16 protein-coding genes are annotated in these 16,692 nt (G+C 59.6%); 9 read left to right on the forward strand and 7 right to left on the reverse strand.

Going from position 1 to position 16,692, the window contains the following annotated elements:
* Window positions 1-67 precede the first annotated feature (67 nt).
* Window positions 68-1,363 carry an NCS2 family permease gene (locus ACA072_RS25180; protein WP_497621284.1) on the forward strand — a complete coding sequence of 432 codons (1,296 nt, stop codon included), beginning with the start codon at window positions 68-70 and terminating at the stop codon, window positions 1,361-1,363.
* Window positions 1,360-2,439 (forward strand): tRNA (uridine(54)-C5)-methyltransferase TrmA, encoded by a 1,080-nt coding sequence (gene trmA / locus ACA072_RS25185; protein WP_497621285.1) that lies wholly within the window; start codon window positions 1,360-1,362, stop codon window positions 2,437-2,439. The genes ACA072_RS25180 and trmA overlap by 4 nt, the downstream gene beginning before the upstream one ends.
* A 61-nt stretch (window positions 2,440-2,500) precedes the next feature.
* On the opposite strand, the gene ACA072_RS25190 is transcribed toward trmA, so the two are convergent.
* Window positions 2,501-2,704 carry a tautomerase family protein gene (locus tag ACA072_RS25190; RefSeq protein WP_438658142.1) on the reverse strand — a complete coding sequence of 68 codons (204 nt, stop codon included), beginning with the start codon at window positions 2,702-2,704 and terminating at the stop codon, window positions 2,501-2,503.
* A 111-nt stretch (window positions 2,705-2,815) separates the two neighbouring features.
* On the opposite strand from ACA072_RS25190, the gene ACA072_RS25195 reads away from it, so the two are divergent.
* From ACA072_RS25195 to ACA072_RS25205, 3 genes are all read left to right on the forward strand, one after another.
* Window positions 2,816-3,727, forward strand: a complete 912-nt coding sequence (locus ACA072_RS25195) for a LysR family transcriptional regulator (protein ID WP_497621288.1) — start codon at window positions 2,816-2,818, stop codon at window positions 3,725-3,727.
* A gap of 140 nt (window positions 3,728-3,867) precedes the next feature.
* Window positions 3,868-4,308 carry a type II 3-dehydroquinate dehydratase gene (gene aroQ / locus ACA072_RS25200; RefSeq protein ID WP_497621289.1) on the forward strand — a complete coding sequence of 147 codons (441 nt, stop codon included), beginning with the start codon at window positions 3,868-3,870 and terminating at the stop codon, window positions 4,306-4,308.
* A gap of 5 nt (window positions 4,309-4,313) precedes the next feature.
* Window positions 4,314-5,168: a shikimate dehydrogenase gene (locus ACA072_RS25205; RefSeq protein ID WP_497621291.1), complete on the forward strand. Its 855-nt coding sequence runs from the start codon at window positions 4,314-4,316 to the stop codon at window positions 5,166-5,168.
* A 105-nt stretch (window positions 5,169-5,273) separates the two neighbouring features.
* On the opposite strand, the gene ACA072_RS25210 is transcribed toward ACA072_RS25205, so the two are convergent.
* Window positions 5,274-5,951 (reverse strand): TetR/AcrR family transcriptional regulator, encoded by a 678-nt coding sequence (locus ACA072_RS25210; RefSeq protein ID WP_497621294.1) that lies wholly within the window; start codon window positions 5,949-5,951, stop codon window positions 5,274-5,276.
* Window positions 5,952-6,053: 102 nt separating this feature from the next.
* Complete coding sequence (gene quiC / locus ACA072_RS25215) at window positions 6,054-7,955, reverse strand: 3-dehydroshikimate dehydratase QuiC (protein ID WP_497621296.1); 1,902 nt, start codon at window positions 7,953-7,955, stop codon at window positions 6,054-6,056.
* 307 nt (window positions 7,956-8,262) lie between these two features.
* Between quiC and ACA072_RS25220 the strand changes: the two genes are divergently transcribed.
* Window positions 8,263-9,564, forward strand: coding sequence for an MFS transporter (locus ACA072_RS25220; protein WP_497621298.1), 1,302 nt, complete (start codon window positions 8,263-8,265; stop codon window positions 9,562-9,564).
* 50 nt (window positions 9,565-9,614) lie between these two features.
* On the opposite strand, the gene ACA072_RS25225 is transcribed toward ACA072_RS25220, so the two are convergent.
* Window positions 9,615-10,493 carry a DMT family transporter gene (locus tag ACA072_RS25225; protein WP_462025285.1) on the reverse strand — a complete coding sequence of 293 codons (879 nt, stop codon included), beginning with the start codon at window positions 10,491-10,493 and terminating at the stop codon, window positions 9,615-9,617.
* A gap of 262 nt (window positions 10,494-10,755) precedes the next feature.
* Window positions 10,756-11,532 (reverse strand): IclR family transcriptional regulator, encoded by a 777-nt coding sequence (locus ACA072_RS25230; protein WP_497621300.1) that lies wholly within the window; start codon window positions 11,530-11,532, stop codon window positions 10,756-10,758.
* 253 nt (window positions 11,533-11,785) lie between these two features.
* Between ACA072_RS25230 and ypfJ the strand changes: the two genes are divergently transcribed.
* The 3 genes from ypfJ (at window position 11,786) to ACA072_RS25245 (ending at window position 15,119) form a co-directional block, all read left to right on the forward strand.
* The gene (gene ypfJ, locus ACA072_RS25235; RefSeq protein WP_497621302.1) at window positions 11,786-12,679 is read left to right on the forward strand and encodes a KPN_02809 family neutral zinc metallopeptidase; all 894 of its coding nucleotides are present in this window, start codon (window positions 11,786-11,788) and stop codon (window positions 12,677-12,679) included.
* On the forward strand, window positions 12,680-13,639 hold the full coding sequence (locus ACA072_RS25240) for an alpha/beta fold hydrolase (RefSeq protein WP_497621303.1): 960 nt from the start codon (window positions 12,680-12,682) through the stop codon (window positions 13,637-13,639).
* Window positions 13,640-13,817: 178 nt separating this feature from the next.
* Window positions 13,818-15,119 carry a transposase gene (locus ACA072_RS25245; RefSeq protein ID WP_497618676.1) on the forward strand — a complete coding sequence of 434 codons (1,302 nt, stop codon included), beginning with the start codon at window positions 13,818-13,820 and terminating at the stop codon, window positions 15,117-15,119.
* 33 nt (window positions 15,120-15,152) lie between these two features.
* Here the strand turns inward: ACA072_RS25245 and ACA072_RS25250 are convergent, their stop codons facing one another.
* Complete coding sequence (locus ACA072_RS25250) at window positions 15,153-15,746, reverse strand: HAD family hydrolase (RefSeq protein ID WP_497621306.1); 594 nt, start codon at window positions 15,744-15,746, stop codon at window positions 15,153-15,155.
* Window positions 15,743-16,612 (reverse strand): acyl-CoA thioesterase II, encoded by an 870-nt coding sequence (gene tesB / locus ACA072_RS25255; RefSeq protein ID WP_497621308.1) that lies wholly within the window; start codon window positions 16,610-16,612, stop codon window positions 15,743-15,745. The genes ACA072_RS25250 and tesB overlap by 4 nt, the downstream gene beginning before the upstream one ends.
* Between the last annotated feature and the right edge of the window lie 80 nt (window positions 16,613-16,692).

A 16,692-nucleotide genomic window follows, 5' to 3' on the forward strand; every position in this document is an offset into this window, starting at 1 on the left:
CAACGGTCTGTGCTTTGCTGTTGAGGTCGATACATTCACGGCGCCGGGCGCGCCACGGGGAGCAGACATGCTGGAAAGGCTGTTTCAACTCAAGGCACACAACACCAACGTGCGGACCGAGATTCTGGCGGGCGTCACGACCTTCTTGGCCATGGCCTACATTCTGTTCGTCAACCCGAGCATCCTCGGCGAGACCGGCATGGACAAAGGCGCGGTGTTTGTCGCGACCTGTCTGGCGGCAGCGATCGGCTCCACCGTAATGGGCCTGATCGCCAACTACCCGATCGCGCTCGCACCGGGCATGGGCCTGAACGCCTTCTTCACCTACACCGTGGTCCTGCACATGGGCCACACCTGGCAAGTGGCGCTGGGGGCGGTGTTCATCTCGGCGGTGCTGTTCTTCCTGCTGTCGATCTTCCGCATCCGCGAATGGATCATCAACAGCATCCCGCTGCCGCTGCGCTCGGCGATTGCCGCCGGTATCGGCCTGTTCCTGGCGCTGATCGCCCTGCACAACGCGGGCATCGTGGTCAGCAACCCGGCGACCATGGTTGGCCTCGGTGACCTGAAACAACCCGCTCCGATCCTCGCCACCCTTGGCTTCGCCCTGATCGTCGCCCTCGAAGCGCTCGCCATACGCGGCGCGGTGCTGATCGGCATTCTGGTCGTGACCATCGCGTCCATCGCATTGGGCTTCACCCCGTTCGGCGGCGTGATGTCGATGCCGCCATCGTTGGCGCCGACCTTCCTGCAACTGGACATCAAAGGTGCACTGGACATCGGTCTGGTCAGCGTGATCTTCGCCTTCCTGTTCGTCGACCTGTTCGACAACTCCGGCACCCTGATCGGCGTCGCCAAACGCGCTGGCCTGATGGGCAAGGACGGCCACATGCCGAAAATGGGCCGCGCCCTGATCGCCGACAGCACCGCGGCCATGGCCGGTTCGCTGCTGGGCACCTCGACCACCACCAGCTATATCGAATCCGCCGCCGGCGTGAGTGCCGGTGGCCGCACAGGTCTGACCGCTGTTGTCGTGGCGATCTTGTTCCTGCTGGCGCTGTTCTTCTCGCCACTGGCCGCCAGCGTCCCGGCGTTCGCTACTGCACCGGCACTGCTGTTCGTCGCGGTGTTGATGACATCCGGCCTGGCCGAAATAGACTGGGATGACATCACCGTTGCCGCACCGGTCGTGGTCACCGCGCTGGCCATGCCTTTCACGTATTCCATCGCCAACGGCATCGCCTTCGGTTTCATCTCCTGGACCGCGATCAAGTTGCTGTCCGGCCGCGGTCGTGAGCTGAACCCCGCGCTGGTGATTCTGTCGATTCTGTTCGTGATCAAGTTGGGTTGGTTCAACGCATGACTTTTGATTCCCAGGCCTACGCCGTTCAGCTCGAAGAAAAGGTCACGCGTCTGCGCGACCTGCTGGCCCCGTTCGATGCACCGGAACCTGCGGTGTTTGACTCGCCGCTGAAAAATTTCCGCCTGCGTGCCGAATTCCGCCTGTGGCGCGAAGGCGGCGATCGTCATTACGCGATGTTTTCCCAGGAAGACAAACGCACGCCGATCCTGATCGAAGAGTTCCCGATTGCCAGCCTGCGCATCAATGAGCTGATGCCGCAGCTCAAGGCAGCATGGAAAGCCAGTGCGGCGCTGAGCCACAAGCTGTTTCAGGTGGAGTTCCTGACCACCCTGGCCGGCGATGCGATGATCACCCTGTGCTATCACCGCCCGCTGGACGAACACTGGCACACGGCGGCGTCGAAGCTGGCCGTCGACCTGAACGTCAGTGTTATCGGTCGCTCGAAAGGCAAACGCGAAGTGATTGGCCAGGATTACGTGGTCGAGAAACTGGACGTCGGTGGTCGCACGTTCAGCTATCGCCAGCCCGAAGGCGCCTTCACCCAGCCCAACGGCACCGTGAACCAGAAAATGCTGAACTGGGCTTACGACGCCCTCGGTGATCGCTCGGACGATTTGCTGGAACTGTATTGCGGCAACGGCAACTTCACCCTGCCGCTGGCGACTCGCGTGCGCAAAGTGCTGGCCACCGAAATCAGCAAGACTTCGGTTAACGCCGCACTGAGCAACCTCAGCGAAAACGCTGTGGATAACGTTACCCTGGTGCGTTTGTCCGCCGAAGAACTAACCGAAGCCCTGAACGAAGTTCGCCCGTTCCGTCGCCTGCACGGCATCGACCTGAAGAGCTACGCGTTCGGTAGCGTCTTCGTCGACCCGCCTCGCGCCGGCATGGACCCGGACACCTGCGAACTGACCCGGCGCTTCGACAACATCCTCTACATCTCCTGCAACCCGGAAACCCTGGCGGCCAACATCGCCCAGTTGCACGACACCCATCGCATCACTCAGTGCGCGATGTTCGACCAGTTTCCGTGGACGCACCACATGGAATCCGGGGTGTTGTTGACGCGTCGTTGAATGTCAGTTGCAGCTACAAAAAAGCCGTCATATGACGGCTTTTTTTTGTCGCGATGAAAATTCACTTCGGCTGCTTTCGATACTCGGTGGTAGTGATGCCCGCATACCCCCAGTTATCGGTATCGACTTCCTCGATCACGATGTGGGTCAGTTCCGGCGGTTTGCCGAGGACGCGTTTCAGGGTGTCGGTGATTTCCGCAATGACCTGGGCTTTCTGCTCCCGGGTGACGCCGTCACGGGTGATGCGAACGCTGACGAAAGGCATGATGCTGCTCCTGTCCGGTTATCAAATGAGACGCCGGTCAAGTAAAGCACTGCTGCGGCGATTTCATCTACAGTGGCGCAGTCCCTCATTTGATCCGTGGTGTCATCAATCATGCAGCGAGTATTCGACGATCTTCAGCTGGGCAGTATCGAACTGTTTTGCCTCGCGGCCGAGGCGGGCAGCTTTACGGCAGCTGCCTTGGTGGCCGGCGTAACACCGGCCGCCGTTAGTCGATCGGTGTCGCGCATGGAAGAGCGTCTGGGCGTGCGTCTGTTTGCGCGCACTACCCGCAGCGTCAAGCTCACCGACAGTGGTCGTCGCTATTACGAGGAATGTCGTCAGGCGCTGGCGCAGTTGGTCGAGGCTCAGCGCGAGGTTATGGGCCAGCAACAGCAACCGTCCGGCACGCTGCGCATCAGTATTCCCACAACGTATGCGCACCACCGGATCTTGCCGTTGTTGCCGGCATTTCGGGCACGCTTCCCAGACGTGAAAGTCGAGTCGCACATCAGCAATCGCAACATCGATTTCGTCGGCGAAGGCTATGACATGGCGATCCGCGTGCGGGCGATTCCGGATTCCGGTCTCATTGCCCGGCACCTTGAGGACGCCGAGTTGGTGATGATTGCCAGTCCCGAGTACCTGAAACGCGCGGGAGTCCCACAAAGCCTGGACGACCTCGCGCAGCACGAATGCATTCAGTACGAACTGCCCAGCAGCGGCCGGCGCATTGCCTGGCTCTTCAACGACAACGGTGCACCACGGGAGATTCTTGCCGAGGGCAGCTTCAGTTGTTCTGACGATGTGCTCGGCGGCGTGACCTTGGCCAAACACGGTGCGGGGTTGTTTCAGACTTACCGTTTTATTGTCGAAAACGAACTGGCCGATGGCTCGTTGGTAGAAGTGCTCAAGCCTTTCGGCGGACGCTCCCGGCCGTTCACCCTGCTCTATCCACAGAGTCGTCATATGCCGCTGAGACTGCGGGCATTCATCGATTTCCTGGTTGAACATCTGCCGCGATAATCGCCAGGACTGTCCGATCACCGCACACAAAACCTCACTGAAAGCGCTCTTCAATTGACCGAACTAACCAGCTAGTACAATTTATCTCCACAGGCTGAACGCCACAGCCCATTCCAAAAATAATATGTGGAGAGACTTTGATGTCCCCTATCGTTCTGGTGCTCAACGGCCCGAATCTGAACCTGCTCGGCACTCGCGAACCCGCGACGTACGGTCACGAAACCCTGGCCGACATCTCGGCGCTGTGCGGACGCGCCGCCGAAGAATTCGGCCTGGCAGTGGAATTTCGCCAGACCAATCACGAAGGCGAACTGCTCGACTGGATTCACGCGGCCCGTGGCCGTTGCGCCGGGATCGTCATTAACCCGGCGGCATGGACACACACCTCAGTGGCGATCCGCGATGCCTTGATCGCCAGCGAATTGCCGGTCGTCGAAGTCCACCTGTCCAACGTTCACGCCCGCGAAACCTTCCGGCATCACTCTTTCGTTTCAGCCATTGCCACTGCGGTGATGGCCGGTTTCGGCAGCCACGGTTATCGCCTGGCGCTGGATTATTTCAGCCAACGCTTGAAGGGGTGAACGCCGTGACTCAGAACAACGCGGTATTGGCCGGGCTGATCGGCGCCGGCATCCAGGCATCCCGTACCCCGGCGCTGCATGAACACGAAGGCGATGCCCAGGGTCTGCGTTATCTCTATCGCTTGATCGACCTCGATCAGTTGAAACTCGACAGCAGCGCCCTGCCCGACCTGCTGATGGCCGCCGAACGCATGAACTTCACCGGTTTGAACGTCACCTTCCCATGCAAGCAGGCGATCATCCCGCTGCTCGACGAATTGTCGCCGGAAGCTCGCGGCATCGGGGCGGTGAACACGGTGGTGCTAAAGGATGGCAAGCGCATCGGCCACAACACCGATTGCTTGGGATTTGCCGAAGGTTTTCGCCGGGGATTGAAGGACGTTGCCCGTGAGCTTGTGGTCCAGATGGGCGCTGGCGGCGCCGGTGCGGCGGTGGCCCACGCGCTGTTGAGCGAAGGCGTACAGCTGCTGAGCATTTTTGATGTGGAGATCAGCCGTGTACAGGCGCTGGCGGACAACCTCAATGAACACTTCGGCGCTGGACGGGCCGTGGCGGGGCATGATTTACAGAGCACGTTGGGCCAGGCGAATGGGTTGGTGAACACCACGCCGATGGGCATGAAAAAACTGCCGGGCATGCCAGTGCCGGTGGAGTTGCTGCGTAGTGAATTGTGGGTGGCGGAGATTGTTTATTTTCCGCTGGAAACCGAACTGCTGCGCAACGCCCGCGCCCTGGGTTGCCGGACGCTGGATGGCGGCAACATGGCGGTGTTTCAGGCGGTGAAGGCGTTTGAGTTGTTCAGCGGCGTGGTGCCGGATGTGCCGCGCATGTTGGCGCATTTTCAGAGCATGAATGATTAAAAAATCAAAAGATCGCAGCCTCGTTTCACTCGACAGCTCCTACAGGATGAATACAAATCCCCTGTAGGAGCTGTCGAGTGAAACGAGGCTGCGATCTTTTAAGTGTCAGGCCTGCAGATACCGCAAAACCGACTCGCAGATCATCTCCCGATGACGCTGCTTGATGCCTTCGTCCGGCAAGTCGATCTGGAAGATCTCACCGAAGGTGTGGCGGTTCGACACGCGATAAAAGCAGAACGAGCTGATCAGCAGATGCACATCCAGCGGCTCAAGCCCTGAACGGAACACGCCCTCTTCGGCCCCGCGACGCAAAATCACGCCCAGTGAATCGAGGATGGTGTTGTTCATCGCCTTGATCGCGTCGGAGCGCTTCACGTATTCGGCGTTGTGGATGTTCTCGATGCTGACGATGCGCACGAAATCGACGTTGCGATCATGGTGATCGAAAGTGAACTCCACCAGCCGCCGGATCGCCTCCACCGGTGCCAGTTCGGCCAGGTGCAGGTGGTTTTCCGTGTTGCGGATGTCGCCGTAGAGTTTCTCCAGCACCTCGACGTAGAGCTGTTCCTTACTGCCGAAGTAGTAATAGATCATGCGTTTGGAGGTGTGAATACGCTCGGCGATTGCGTCGACGCGAGCACCGGAAAGCCCCTGCTGGACGAACTCGACAATCGCCTCTTGAAGGATGTTCTCGCGGGTCTTTTCCGGGTTGTTCTTGCGACTCTTGCGCGGCCCGGCGATGGGTTCGGCGGGCGCTGCGGAGAGTTCTGAAGTTATCGTCATTGCGGGCTCACGGCCATCACTGCACAGGCTGGCGATTATGGGCCGCGCCGCACAGTGAAGGAAGCCGCGCGGCAGCGGTTTGTCGCCGAGTTTACGATTTTCCTACAACTTTGCCTGACGTACGGCACCGCTTCGGGATTTGGCCATGGCCGCCAGGCGCACCGCGACGTTGGCCGCGCCGTAGCCGGCGTAGCCATTTTTGCGCTGGATGATTTCAAAGAAGAACCGCCCTTCGAACGGCTCGGTATAAACGTGGAACAGCTCACCGCCCTGGGCATCACGGTCATAAAGCACGTTGAAATACGCCAGCTCACTGAGGAATTCATCGTCGAAGTCGAACCGGGCAGCGAGGTCATCGTAGTAATTGAGCGGGATGTCCAGCAGCGGCACGCCCGCCTCCTTGGCACGACTGACTTCGGCAAAGATGTCATCGCAGTCAAACGCGATGTGATGCACGCCGGAGCCGCGATAACTCGACAGCGCGTGTGAGATCGCGGTGTTGCGGTTCTCGGAAATGTTCAGCGGCAAGCGGATCGAACTATCACGGCTGCGCAACGCTCGACTTTTCACCAGACCGTACGGATCGGGCAACACCACTTCGTCATCGGCTTCAAAATCCAGCAGGCTCTTGTAGAACAGCACCCAACTGTCGAGGCTGTCGGCCGGCAGCGCCATCGCCATGTGGTCGATGCGTTTGAGGCCGCCACCGGTCACCGTGGCCGGTTGCAGATTGAAGTCGGTGCCGTAGACATCGGCGTCCTGGTCCACCAGATAGATCAGGCTGCCATCCGGTGCGCGCACGGCGGCCAGCTCAAGTTCATTGGGGCCGACCAATCCGCGATACGGTTGACCTTTGTAGGCCACGGCCCGGGCCAGCGCACTGGCGCTGTCCTTAACCCGCACAGCGGTTGCACACAGCGAAGGCCCATGGGCTTCGAAAAAACTGTGGGCGAACGAGTAAGGTTCGAAATTGAGGATCAGGTTGATATCGCCCTGGCGCAACAGGCTGACGCTCTTGGACCGATGTTGCCCGGCCTTGACGAAACCCAGTCGCTCCAGCCAATGGGCGAGCTTGGCGCCCAGGCTCTCGTCCACAGCGAATTCGAGAAACTCGATGCCGTTGTATTCGCTGGCCTTGGGCGTCTCGAACAGAATGTCGGGAGTGGTCGGCGGTGTCGCTTCCTGCGCCAGACGCTGGCGGGTTTTCTCTTCCAGGTACAGCAACGAACGCAAACCGTCGGCGGCATTGGTCCGAGGCGGGGCGGCGCGGAAACCGTCGTTGAAGATTTCCAGCGACAGCGGCCCGGTGTAGCCACTCTTGATGATCGGTGCCAGGAAACCCGGCAAATCGAATTCGCCCTGGCCCGGGAAGCAGCGGAAATGCCGACTCCATTCCAGCACGTCCATCGCCAGGATCGGCGCGTCGGCCATTTGTACGAAGAAGATCTTGTCCCCGGGAATCTCGGCGATCGCGCTCGGGTCACCCTTGAGCGACAGCGTGTGAAAGCTGTCCAGCAACACGCCGAGGCTTGGATGATCGGCCTGACGCACGATGTTCCACACCTGTTGCCAGGTGTTCACATGCCGGCCCCAGGCCAGTGCTTCATAGCCGATCCGCAGCCCGCGTGCGCCAGCGTGTTCGGCCAGCAGGCGCAAATCGTCGACTAAAATTTGTTCATCACCGGTGGAATCGGCAGAGGCGTTGCTGCACACCAGCACCAGGTCGGTGCCCAGTTCCTGCATCAAGTCGAACTTGCGCTCGGCCCGTTCCAGATTGCGCGGCAGCCGGTCGCGGCGGCAACCTTCGAAGTCGCGGAACGGTTGAAACAGCGTGATCGCGATCCCGAGATCGGCGCACATCTGTTTGATTTCCCGTGGGCTACCGTCGTAGTAGAGAAGGTCGTTCTCGAAAATCTCCACCCCGTCGAAACCGGCGGCGGCAATGGCTTCGAGTTTTTCCGGCAGGGTACCGCTCAAGGACACGGTGGCAATGGAACGCTGCATGTTTCGACTCCCGGTGGAGGCTTCGGCTACAGGGAATTTGCGCCGCTTTTAAAAGAGTGAGCGAATTATTGGGCGAGCTTGTTTAATGAGCAATTCAAAGTGTACTACCCGGTTAGTTTTGCGTGCGATTATCGAACACAATGCCCTTTGGCGAATTGACGATTTTTCGTCCACTGCCCAACATCGACGACACATTGAGTCCGGTCGCACACATCGGTCTCGGTAACCAAAGAACCAGAACACCACATAAAAATAATCGGTGGCCTACATGACTCCTTCTCAAAGTTCTCCCGTGGAGCGTTCCTCCATGACTCCTGCCTCTGGCGGCATTGGCGACAAGATTCGCGGCGCCATGGCGGTCGGCAAAACCCGTTGGGGCATGCTGGCGCTGGTGTTTTTCGCCACCACGCTCAACTACATCGACCGCGCCGCACTGGGCGTCATGCAGCCCATCCTCGCCAAGGAAATGAGCTGGACGGCGATGGACTACGCCAACATCAACTTCTGGTTCCAGGTCGGCTACGCCATCGGTTTCGTGCTGCAAGGCCGGTTGATCGATCGGGTCGGCGTGAAGCGCGTGTTCTTCTGCGCGGTGCTGCTCTGGAGCCTGGCGACCGGCGCCCACGGCCTGGCCACTTCGGCGGTCGGCTTCATGGTTTGCCGGTTCATTCTCGGATTGACCGAAGCCGCCAACTACCCGGCCTGCGTGAAAACCACGCGGTTGTGGTTCCCGGCCGGCGAACGCGCCGTGGCCACCGGCATCTTCAATGCCGGCACCAACGTCGGCGCAATGTTCACGCCAATGTTGCTGCCGCTGATCCTGCACGTGTGGGGCTGGCAAGCCGCTTTCCTGTGCATGGCGTCACTGGGCGGGATCTGGTTGCTGTTCTGGGGTTTGAAGTATTACAACCCGGAAGAGCATCCGAGCGTCAAACAATCGGAACTGGACTACATCCAGAAGGAAGTCGAGCCGGAACAAACTCGCGTGCCGTTCTCGAAAATCCTGCGCATGCGTGGCACCTGGGCTTTCGCCCTCGCCTACTCCATGACCGCGCCGGTGTTCTGGTTCTATCTGTACTGGCTACCGCCGTTTCTCAATCAGCAATACAACCTGGGGATCAACGTGACCCAGATGGGGATCCCGCTGATCATCATCTACCTGACCGCTGACTTCGGCAGCGTCGGCGGCGGGATACTCTCTTCGTTCATGATCGGCCGCGGCATGAACCCGATCAAGGCGCGACTGTTGTCCATGTTCCTGTTCGCTTGCTGCATCGTCGGCGTGATCATGGCAGCGGGTTCGAGCAGTCTGTGGGTCGCGGTGTTCGCCATCTCCCTGGCCATCGGCGCGCACCAGGCCTGGACCGCGAACATCTGGAGCCTGGTGATGGACTACACGCCTAAACACATGATGAGTACGGTGTTCGGCTTCGGCGGCATGTGCGCAGCCATCGGCGGGATGTTCATGACCCAGTTGGTCGGCCACATCCTGACCATCACCAACAACAACTACACCGTGCTCTTCACCATGATTCCGGCGATGTACTTCATCGCGCTGATCTGGATGTACTTCATGGCGCCGCGCAAGATTCCTACCGTTACCGAATAAAATTCCCTCCCTCGGCAGGCCTGATTCCAGGCCTGCCTTTTTTGTTTTTCCTAGCGACGACTCTGCTGCCACGCCGCCGCCAACCCGCTGCAGCAAATCACCGCGATCCCGATCACCGTGGTCAGGGTCGGTGTGTGGGAGAACAGCAGCCAGCCCAGCAAACCGGCGAAGACAATCTGGCAATAGCCGAACGGCGCCAACAGCGCAGGAGCGGCGTAGCGGAATGCCTGGGTCAGAAACAAGTGCGCCGTCATTCCGCACGCGCCCAGCGCCACCATCATGAAGCCATGCCCAACGCTCGGCACTTGCCAGAAGAACGGCACCAGCGCGCTCATCACCAGGGTGTTGCACAGGCCGGCAAAAAAGTTGCTGGTGGTCGGACTGTCGATGTTGCTGAGCTTGCGAGTGAGCAGCTGATAGAAGCAGAAAAACAGCGCTGAACAGAGCGGCAGCAGTACCGCTGGCGTGAACAGATCCCCACCGGGATGAACGATGATCAACACGCCGATAAATCCGCAAATCACTGCGATCCATTGGCCTCTGGTGACACGCTCACCCAGCAGCGGCACCGACAGCGCGGTCACCAGGACCGGGGCAAGAAAGTTGACCGCCGTGGCTTCGGCCAACGGGATGTACTGTAAGCCGGTGGTAAAAAACAGACTGGTGCCCAACAGGCACAGCGCCCTCACCAACTGCAGCATCGGCCGTTTGGTTCGTAGGACCCGCAGTCCGGATTGCGGCAGAAAAATCCCGGCCATCAACAAGGTGTGAACCACATAGCGGGCCCAGACCACCATCACGATCGGATAGAACCCCGAGAGGTATTTCGAAAAGGCGTCATGACTGGAAAACAGGAAGGTAGCGACGACGATCAGCAAAATCCCTTTGAAGGGTTGGTTTACGCCGGAGAGCGGGGTGCTTGCTGTCATGGGTATCCCTTGCGAAGTGAAACGTGTCGCTGGCGGCGAGTTCCAATAATTTAGAACCTGGTTCCAGATTCCAACACAAGCATAGGCCGAAAGTGTTCGAACACCGCACGGTTTCGCAGCCACCATAAATCAAAAATGTGGGAGCGGCGGTGCGACGACTCGACTTGCTCGCGAAAGCGGCGTGTCAGACAAAACTACCTTCACTGACCCACCGCTTTCGCGAGCAAGCCCGCTCCCACAATAGGCTGGTGGCGGACCAGGGTTAACTGAACAACTCCGACGCCAGACTCGCCGCCGCCAGTTCTTCGGTATACCTCAACAACACTGGCGCCAACTCATGCAACCGCGCCCCCGGCATCCGTGCACTTGGCCCGGCGATGCTCAGCACGCCAATCACCCGCCCCCCGCTCGGATGCCGCACCACCGCCGCAATCGCCGAGGTGCCCACCGCCGAACTTTCCTCCACCCAGGCGTAGCCCTGCTCCCGCGCCATACGCAGACGCTCCAGCAACTCAATATTGGAACGCGGTGCATTCGGCCCGAGGTCTTTTGGCCGCTCGCCTCCCTGGCGTTCCACCAGCGACAACGCCTCGGCATCGCTCATGCACGCCAGCCACGCATGGCCCGACGCGGTATAAAACAACGGCGCATCGCGGCCCATTTCCGGGTCATAACGCAGGCCGGAACGAGCCCCCTGGGATTTGGCGATCCAGACCTGCCGCTCGCCCTCAATCACCCCAAGACGCACCAGCTCCGCGGTTTCCTGGGCCAGACGATCCAGCACAGGCTGAACGATATCGGCGCCACTGCCCGACAGGTAACGAAACCCCATCGCCACCAGTTTGGTGGATAAGTGATACCGCAGGTTCTCCGGATTCTGCCGCACATAACCCAGCCGAATCAGCTCCGCGAGCAGACGGTGGGTTGCGCTTTTAGGAATGTCCAGTTGCTCCGCGAGCATCTGCATCGGCAGACCGCGAGGTTCACTGGTGAGGCTTTCGAGCACGCTGAAGACACGTTCGATCTGACTGCCGGCCATGGGAGGTTCCACATACAATTTGCCTGATTCTAGAAGATGAACCGTGTAATGCGAAATCTGGAACCCGATACTCGATAGACGCAGCGACTTGCCTGTTCGATAAATACCTACCCTCTGACGGAATTCGATGGGTGATCCATGTTCCTACAGTCTGCAAGACTACCGGCCTGCGCGAAAAAGCCGGACAGCCGGACTGGCGCCGCCCCTACACACCAGCAACACTCATCACCACGGACAATCAGAGGATTCCCACATGCTATGGAAAAAAGGCCGACGCAGCGACAACGTGGTCGATGCCCGTGGTGATAGTGTCGGCGGCGGTGGCGGCGGGATGCGTTTCGGTGGCGGCAAAGGCCTGAGCCTGACCGCGATCGTCCTGATTGTGGGGATCGGCTGGCTCACCGGCCAGGATCCGATGCAAATCCTCGGCGAACTGACCGGGCAAATGACCGAACAATCGGCCCCGGCCACCAACCAGAGCCGCAAGGCGCCGCCGGCCAATGACGAAGGCGCCGAATTCGTGCGTTCGATCCTCGGCGATACCGAGGACACCTGGGGCCAGATTTTCCAACAGGCCGGTCGGCAGTATAAAAACCCGACGCTGGTGCTGTTCAGCAACCGGGTGAACTCGGCGTGCGGCTTGGCAACATCGGCGACCGGGCCGTTCTATTGCCCGGCCGACCAGAAGGTTTACCTGGACATGGCGTTTTTCCAGGAAATGTCGCAACGCTTTTCCGCCGCGGGTGACTTCGCCCAGGCCTACGTGATCGCTCACGAAGTCGGACATCATGTTCAGACGCTGCTTGGTGTTTCTGCGAAAATTCAGGCAGCCCGCCAGCAAGGCCGGCAGATGGAAGGTGATGGTGGCTTATTGGTACGCCAGGAGTTGCAGGCCGATTGCCTGGCCGGTGTCTGGGCCAACAACGCGCAGCAGCGTCTGAACTGGCTGGAACCGGGTGACATCGAAGAAGCCTTGAACGCGGCCAACGCCATCGGCGATGACCGTTTGCAGCAGAAAGGTCAGGGCCGCGTGGTACCGGACTCGTTTACCCATGGCACATCGGCGCAAAGGGTGCGCTGGTTTAAAACCGGATTTGCGCAAGGCCAGGTGGGCCAGTGCGATACCTTTGCGGCGAAAAACCTGTAAATGAAAAATTGGTTGTTGATTGTGTTGTTCACGTGCGCAAGCACCCAGGCTGCGGAACATGGCGTCAAGGAACTCAGCCCCGGGCGATTGTTGTTGAAAGAAGGCGAGATGGCGGTGAGCCTTGGCCCGGCGCCAGCGAAAATCGAACGCGTGCTGATCATCATTCATGGTCGGCTACGCAACGCTGAAACCTATCGCCAAAGTGCCGAGCATGCAGCGGAACTGGCCGGGCAAAGCGCAAGCACCCTGGTGATCGCCCCGCAATTTCTCAACGAAACCGACATCGCGCTGCATCCGGTCGCAGGCACAGTGTTGCGCTGGCAGGGCAATGACTGGATGGCGGGCGGTTTATCCACCGCTCCTTTTGCGCTGAGTTCCTTTGCAGCCCTCGACCAGATCATCGAGCGAGTCAGCGACCGTCGGCAGTTTCCGGACGTGAAGCAAATCGTCATCGCCGGGCACTCCGGCGGCGGCCAGGTGGTCCAGCGCTATGCGCTACTGGCGCGAGAGCAACCGGCCCTGACGGCCGCCGGCGTGAAGCTTCGCTACGTCGTCGCCAACCCTTCGTCCTATGCGTACTTCAACGAGCAGCGGCCGGTGGCGTTCAACCATGCGGCGTGTGCCGGGTTCAATCGCTGGAAGTACGGGCTGACGGATCTACCCGTTTATGCCAGTGGGCAAACGGCACAGCAACTTGAAGGCAGTTACGTCAAACGGGACGTGACTTATCTGCTTGGGCAGCAAGACACCGACCCGCAGCATCCGGCGCTGGATAAAAGTTGTGAGGCCGAAGCGCAAGGTGCTTATCGTCTGGTTCGCGGGCGGAATTTTTTCAATTACCTGCTGCGTCGCAACCCGAAAGGGGTCAATCAGCGGCTGGTTGAAGTGCCTGGGGTCGGGCATAACGGGGATGGGATGTTGACGTCGCCGGAGGGGCAGAAGGTGTTGTTTGGTCAGTGAGTTCTGTGTTGCCTGATCTGACGTCTTCGCGGGCAAGCCCGCTCCCACATTGGGTCTTCAGTGAACACTAGATTGGTATTCGATGGAGATCCCCTGTGGGAGCGGGCTTGCCCGCGATGAGCATCGGTATCTACACATCTCCCGATCCTGGTCTATAAAAGGACGGCATGGATATCAAATGACCGGGCTAGATGCCCGACTGGCAAAACGATACGACGAGTTAGTCATGGGACACAGTAATGGATTACCGGCGCTGGCCGCCGGGATGAAAGCCTTGCCGCGAAGCGACAAGGCTTTTGCACAGACGCAAGCCCTTTGGCGATTTTTGAGCAATGACCGAGTCAGGCCCGTTGATCTGGTTAAACCGCTGCTGGCGTTGGCCCACGAAGGCTGTCGGGACGACTGTGATGACTATGCCTTGGTCATGCATGACTGGTCTCGGCTCAATTACATGCACCACCACAGCAAGGCTGATCGCCTGCAAATGACCCACCGGGGCGACATCGGTTACGAGCTGCAAAGCAGTCTGCTAGTCACGGATCGTGACGGTGCACCGATCTGTACTCCTGCTCAGAATCTAGCGACCAGGGACGGCGTGCTCAGCACGCGAACCGAAGAAGTGCTGGCCCCTGAAAAACATCTGGATGAGCTAACCGCTCGTATTGCTTGGTTGGAGCAGCAAAAATTTGCCAAGCCTCTGGTCCATATTGTGGATCGAGAAGCTGACTCTGTGGCTCACATGAGGCAGTGGCAAGCTGAGAACTGGAACTGGCTGTTACGCGTAAAAGCGGGCTCTACAGCGAGTTATGAAGGCCAATCTCAGCCGCTAAGCCAGATCGGCAAGGGGCTCATTTACAAAGAAACCCGCAAGGTTGAATACAAAGGCAAGCCCGCGATTCAATGGATCGGGGAAACCTCGGTCGTACTGACTCGCAAAGCTCAGCCGTTTCTCAAAGACAGAACCGAGCGCAAGACGCGGCATAAATCTGGAGAGCCATTACCGGCGCGGTTGATCGTTAGCCGAATCACGGGGGCGGACGGTCATTTGCTGGCCGAATGGTATTTGCTGAGCAACCTTGAACAAGAGGTCGCGGGTGAACGATTGGCGCTCTGGTATTACTGGCGCTGGCGTATCGAGTCCTACTTCAAACTGCTTAAAGGGGGTGGGCATCAGCTAGAAAACTGGCAGCAAGAGAGCGGTGAAGCCGTGTTCAAACGGCTGCTGATCGCTAGTCAGGCGTGTGCAGTTAGTTGGCGTCTGATGCGGGCAGAGGGTGAGTTTGCTGAGCAAACACGGGACTTTTTGGTCCGTCTGTCCGGTCGGCAGATGAAGCGCTCGCAGCCGGTAACGGCTTCTGCGGTGCTGGCCGGTTTGTACATGCTGTTGGCCATGTGCGAGACGCTGGAGCAATACACTCCCCAGGAACTGGCGGGTTTTGCTAAAGAAGCCATCGGCTGGGTGGCCAGCCGAAGACTTTAGAGATGTGTAGATACCGATGCCGCGATGAGGCCCTCAAGCAGACAACATTTCCCGCAACACCAGGCAATCCGCCGCATGCCAATCCGTCAGCTCCGGCCAAGGGTTATCCGGCAAATTCACTAACACCGTCCGCGCCCCCGCCGCTCGACCGCAATCCAGATCAAACCGGTAATCCCCGACCATCACCATCTCGCTCGCCGGCACGTTCCAGGCCTCGGCCAGTTTCAGCAAACCACCGGGATGCGGCTTTGGCGGCGCTTCATCACGCCCCAACACATCCTCCACGGCAAAGCAGTCCGCCAGGCCGATCGCCTCCAGTGTCACATGCGCCAGCTCCCGGGCATTGCGCGTCAGAATGCCCAGGCGATAACCGCGCCCGGCCAACTCACGCACCAGTTCCACCGCGCCCGGCGCGGCTGTCGAACCCAGCGCCAGGTCACGTTCGTGCTCCAGAAGCCACGCATGTTTGGCGGCCGCTTCATCGGCCGGCAGCGCGGCGAGGTGGGTCAGGATGTCGTCTTCAGCCGGGATCGCCAAGGCCACGCGAATCGCCGCGAAGTCATGCACGGCCACCGTCAGGGTGCCGTCCATGTCGAACACCCAGTGCCGCACCTCGGCCAGGCTCATGCCCAATCCTTGCGGTGACGGATCAAGCCTTCCTGCGTGACCGACGCCACCAGTTGCCCGGCACGGTTGAACACGCTGCCACGGGTGAAGCCGCGAGAATTGCCGGCCCATGGGCTGTCCATCGCGTACAGCAACCAGTCATCGGCGCGCAGATCCGCATGGAACCACAGCGCGTGATCGAGGCTGGCGACCTGCATGTCTTTCTGCCAGACCGATTTGCCATGGGGCTGCATCGAGGTGGTCAGCAGACCGAAGTCTGAGGCGTAGGCCAGCAGGTATTTGTGCAGCGCCGGAGAGTCCGCCAAGGCACCGTCGGCGCGAAACCAGACGTACTTGACCGGATCTGAAGGTTGCGGGTTGTAGGGATCTTTCTCGGTGATCGGTCGGAATTCGATCGGTTTGGGGCACAGAAATTTTTCGCGCATGTGCTCGGGAATCAGGTGCGCACGCTGTTGGGTGAGCTCCAGTTCCGAGGGCAGGTTTTCCGGGCCGACCACGATTGGCATCTGGGCCTGGTGCTCGAAACCTTTTTCGTCGTACTGGAACGAGGCGCTGCAGGTGAAGATCGGGTTGCCCTTCTGGATCGCCGTCACTCGACGCGTGCTGAAACTGCCGCCATCACGCACCCGGTCAACCTGATACACCACAGGCAACGCCGAGTCGCCCGGGCGCAGGAAATAGCCGTGCATCGAGTGCACATGGCGCGTTTCCTCGACCGTCTGACTGGCCGCCGACAAGGACTGACCGATCACCTGACCGCCGAACAACTGACGAAAACCCAGGTCCTGACTGCGGCCACGGAACAGGTTTTCTTCGATCGGTTCCAGGGTCAGCAAGTCGACCAGATCATCCAACACTTGGCTCATTCAGACTCTCCTCACACAAAGCATGCCGCGCAGTCTTGGCTGCGGCGGTCGATTTAGTTAATGGCCAGGGCCCATGGGCG

The organism is Pseudomonas sp. LBUM1656, from assembly GCF_059716065.1.

Coding starts and splice junctions, on each gene's coding strand:
- ACA072_RS25180 (WP_497621284.1), top strand. CDS start 68: ATGCTGGAAAGGCTGTTTCAACTCAAGGCACACAACACCAACGTGCGG.
- trmA (WP_497621285.1), top strand. CDS start 1,360: ATGACTTTTGATTCCCAGGCCTACGCCGTTCAGCTCGAAGAAAAGGTC.
- ACA072_RS25190 (WP_438658142.1), bottom strand. CDS start 2,704: ATGCCTTTCGTCAGCGTTCGCATCACCCGTGACGGCGTCACCCGGGAG.
- ACA072_RS25195 (WP_497621288.1), top strand. CDS start 2,816: ATGCAGCGAGTATTCGACGATCTTCAGCTGGGCAGTATCGAACTGTTT.
- aroQ (WP_497621289.1), top strand. CDS start 3,868: ATGTCCCCTATCGTTCTGGTGCTCAACGGCCCGAATCTGAACCTGCTC.
- ACA072_RS25210 (WP_497621294.1), bottom strand. CDS start 5,951: ATGACGATAACTTCAGAACTCTCCGCAGCGCCCGCCGAACCCATCGCC.
- quiC (WP_497621296.1), bottom strand. CDS start 7,955: ATGCAGCGTTCCATTGCCACCGTGTCCTTGAGCGGTACCCTGCCGGAA.
- ACA072_RS25220 (WP_497621298.1), top strand. CDS start 8,263: ATGACTCCTGCCTCTGGCGGCATTGGCGACAAGATTCGCGGCGCCATG.
- ACA072_RS25225 (WP_462025285.1), bottom strand. CDS start 10,493: ATGACAGCAAGCACCCCGCTCTCCGGCGTAAACCAACCCTTCAAAGGG.
- ACA072_RS25230 (WP_497621300.1), bottom strand. CDS start 11,532: ATGGCCGGCAGTCAGATCGAACGTGTCTTCAGCGTGCTCGAAAGCCTC.
- ypfJ (WP_497621302.1), top strand. CDS start 11,786: ATGCTATGGAAAAAAGGCCGACGCAGCGACAACGTGGTCGATGCCCGT.
- ACA072_RS25240 (WP_497621303.1), top strand. CDS start 12,680: ATGAAAAATTGGTTGTTGATTGTGTTGTTCACGTGCGCAAGCACCCAG.
- ACA072_RS25245 (WP_497618676.1), top strand. CDS start 13,818: ATGACCGGGCTAGATGCCCGACTGGCAAAACGATACGACGAGTTAGTC.
- ACA072_RS25250 (WP_497621306.1), bottom strand. CDS start 15,746: ATGAGCCTGGCCGAGGTGCGGCACTGGGTGTTCGACATGGACGGCACC.
- tesB (WP_497621308.1), bottom strand. CDS start 16,612: ATGAGCCAAGTGTTGGATGATCTGGTCGACTTGCTGACCCTGGAACCG.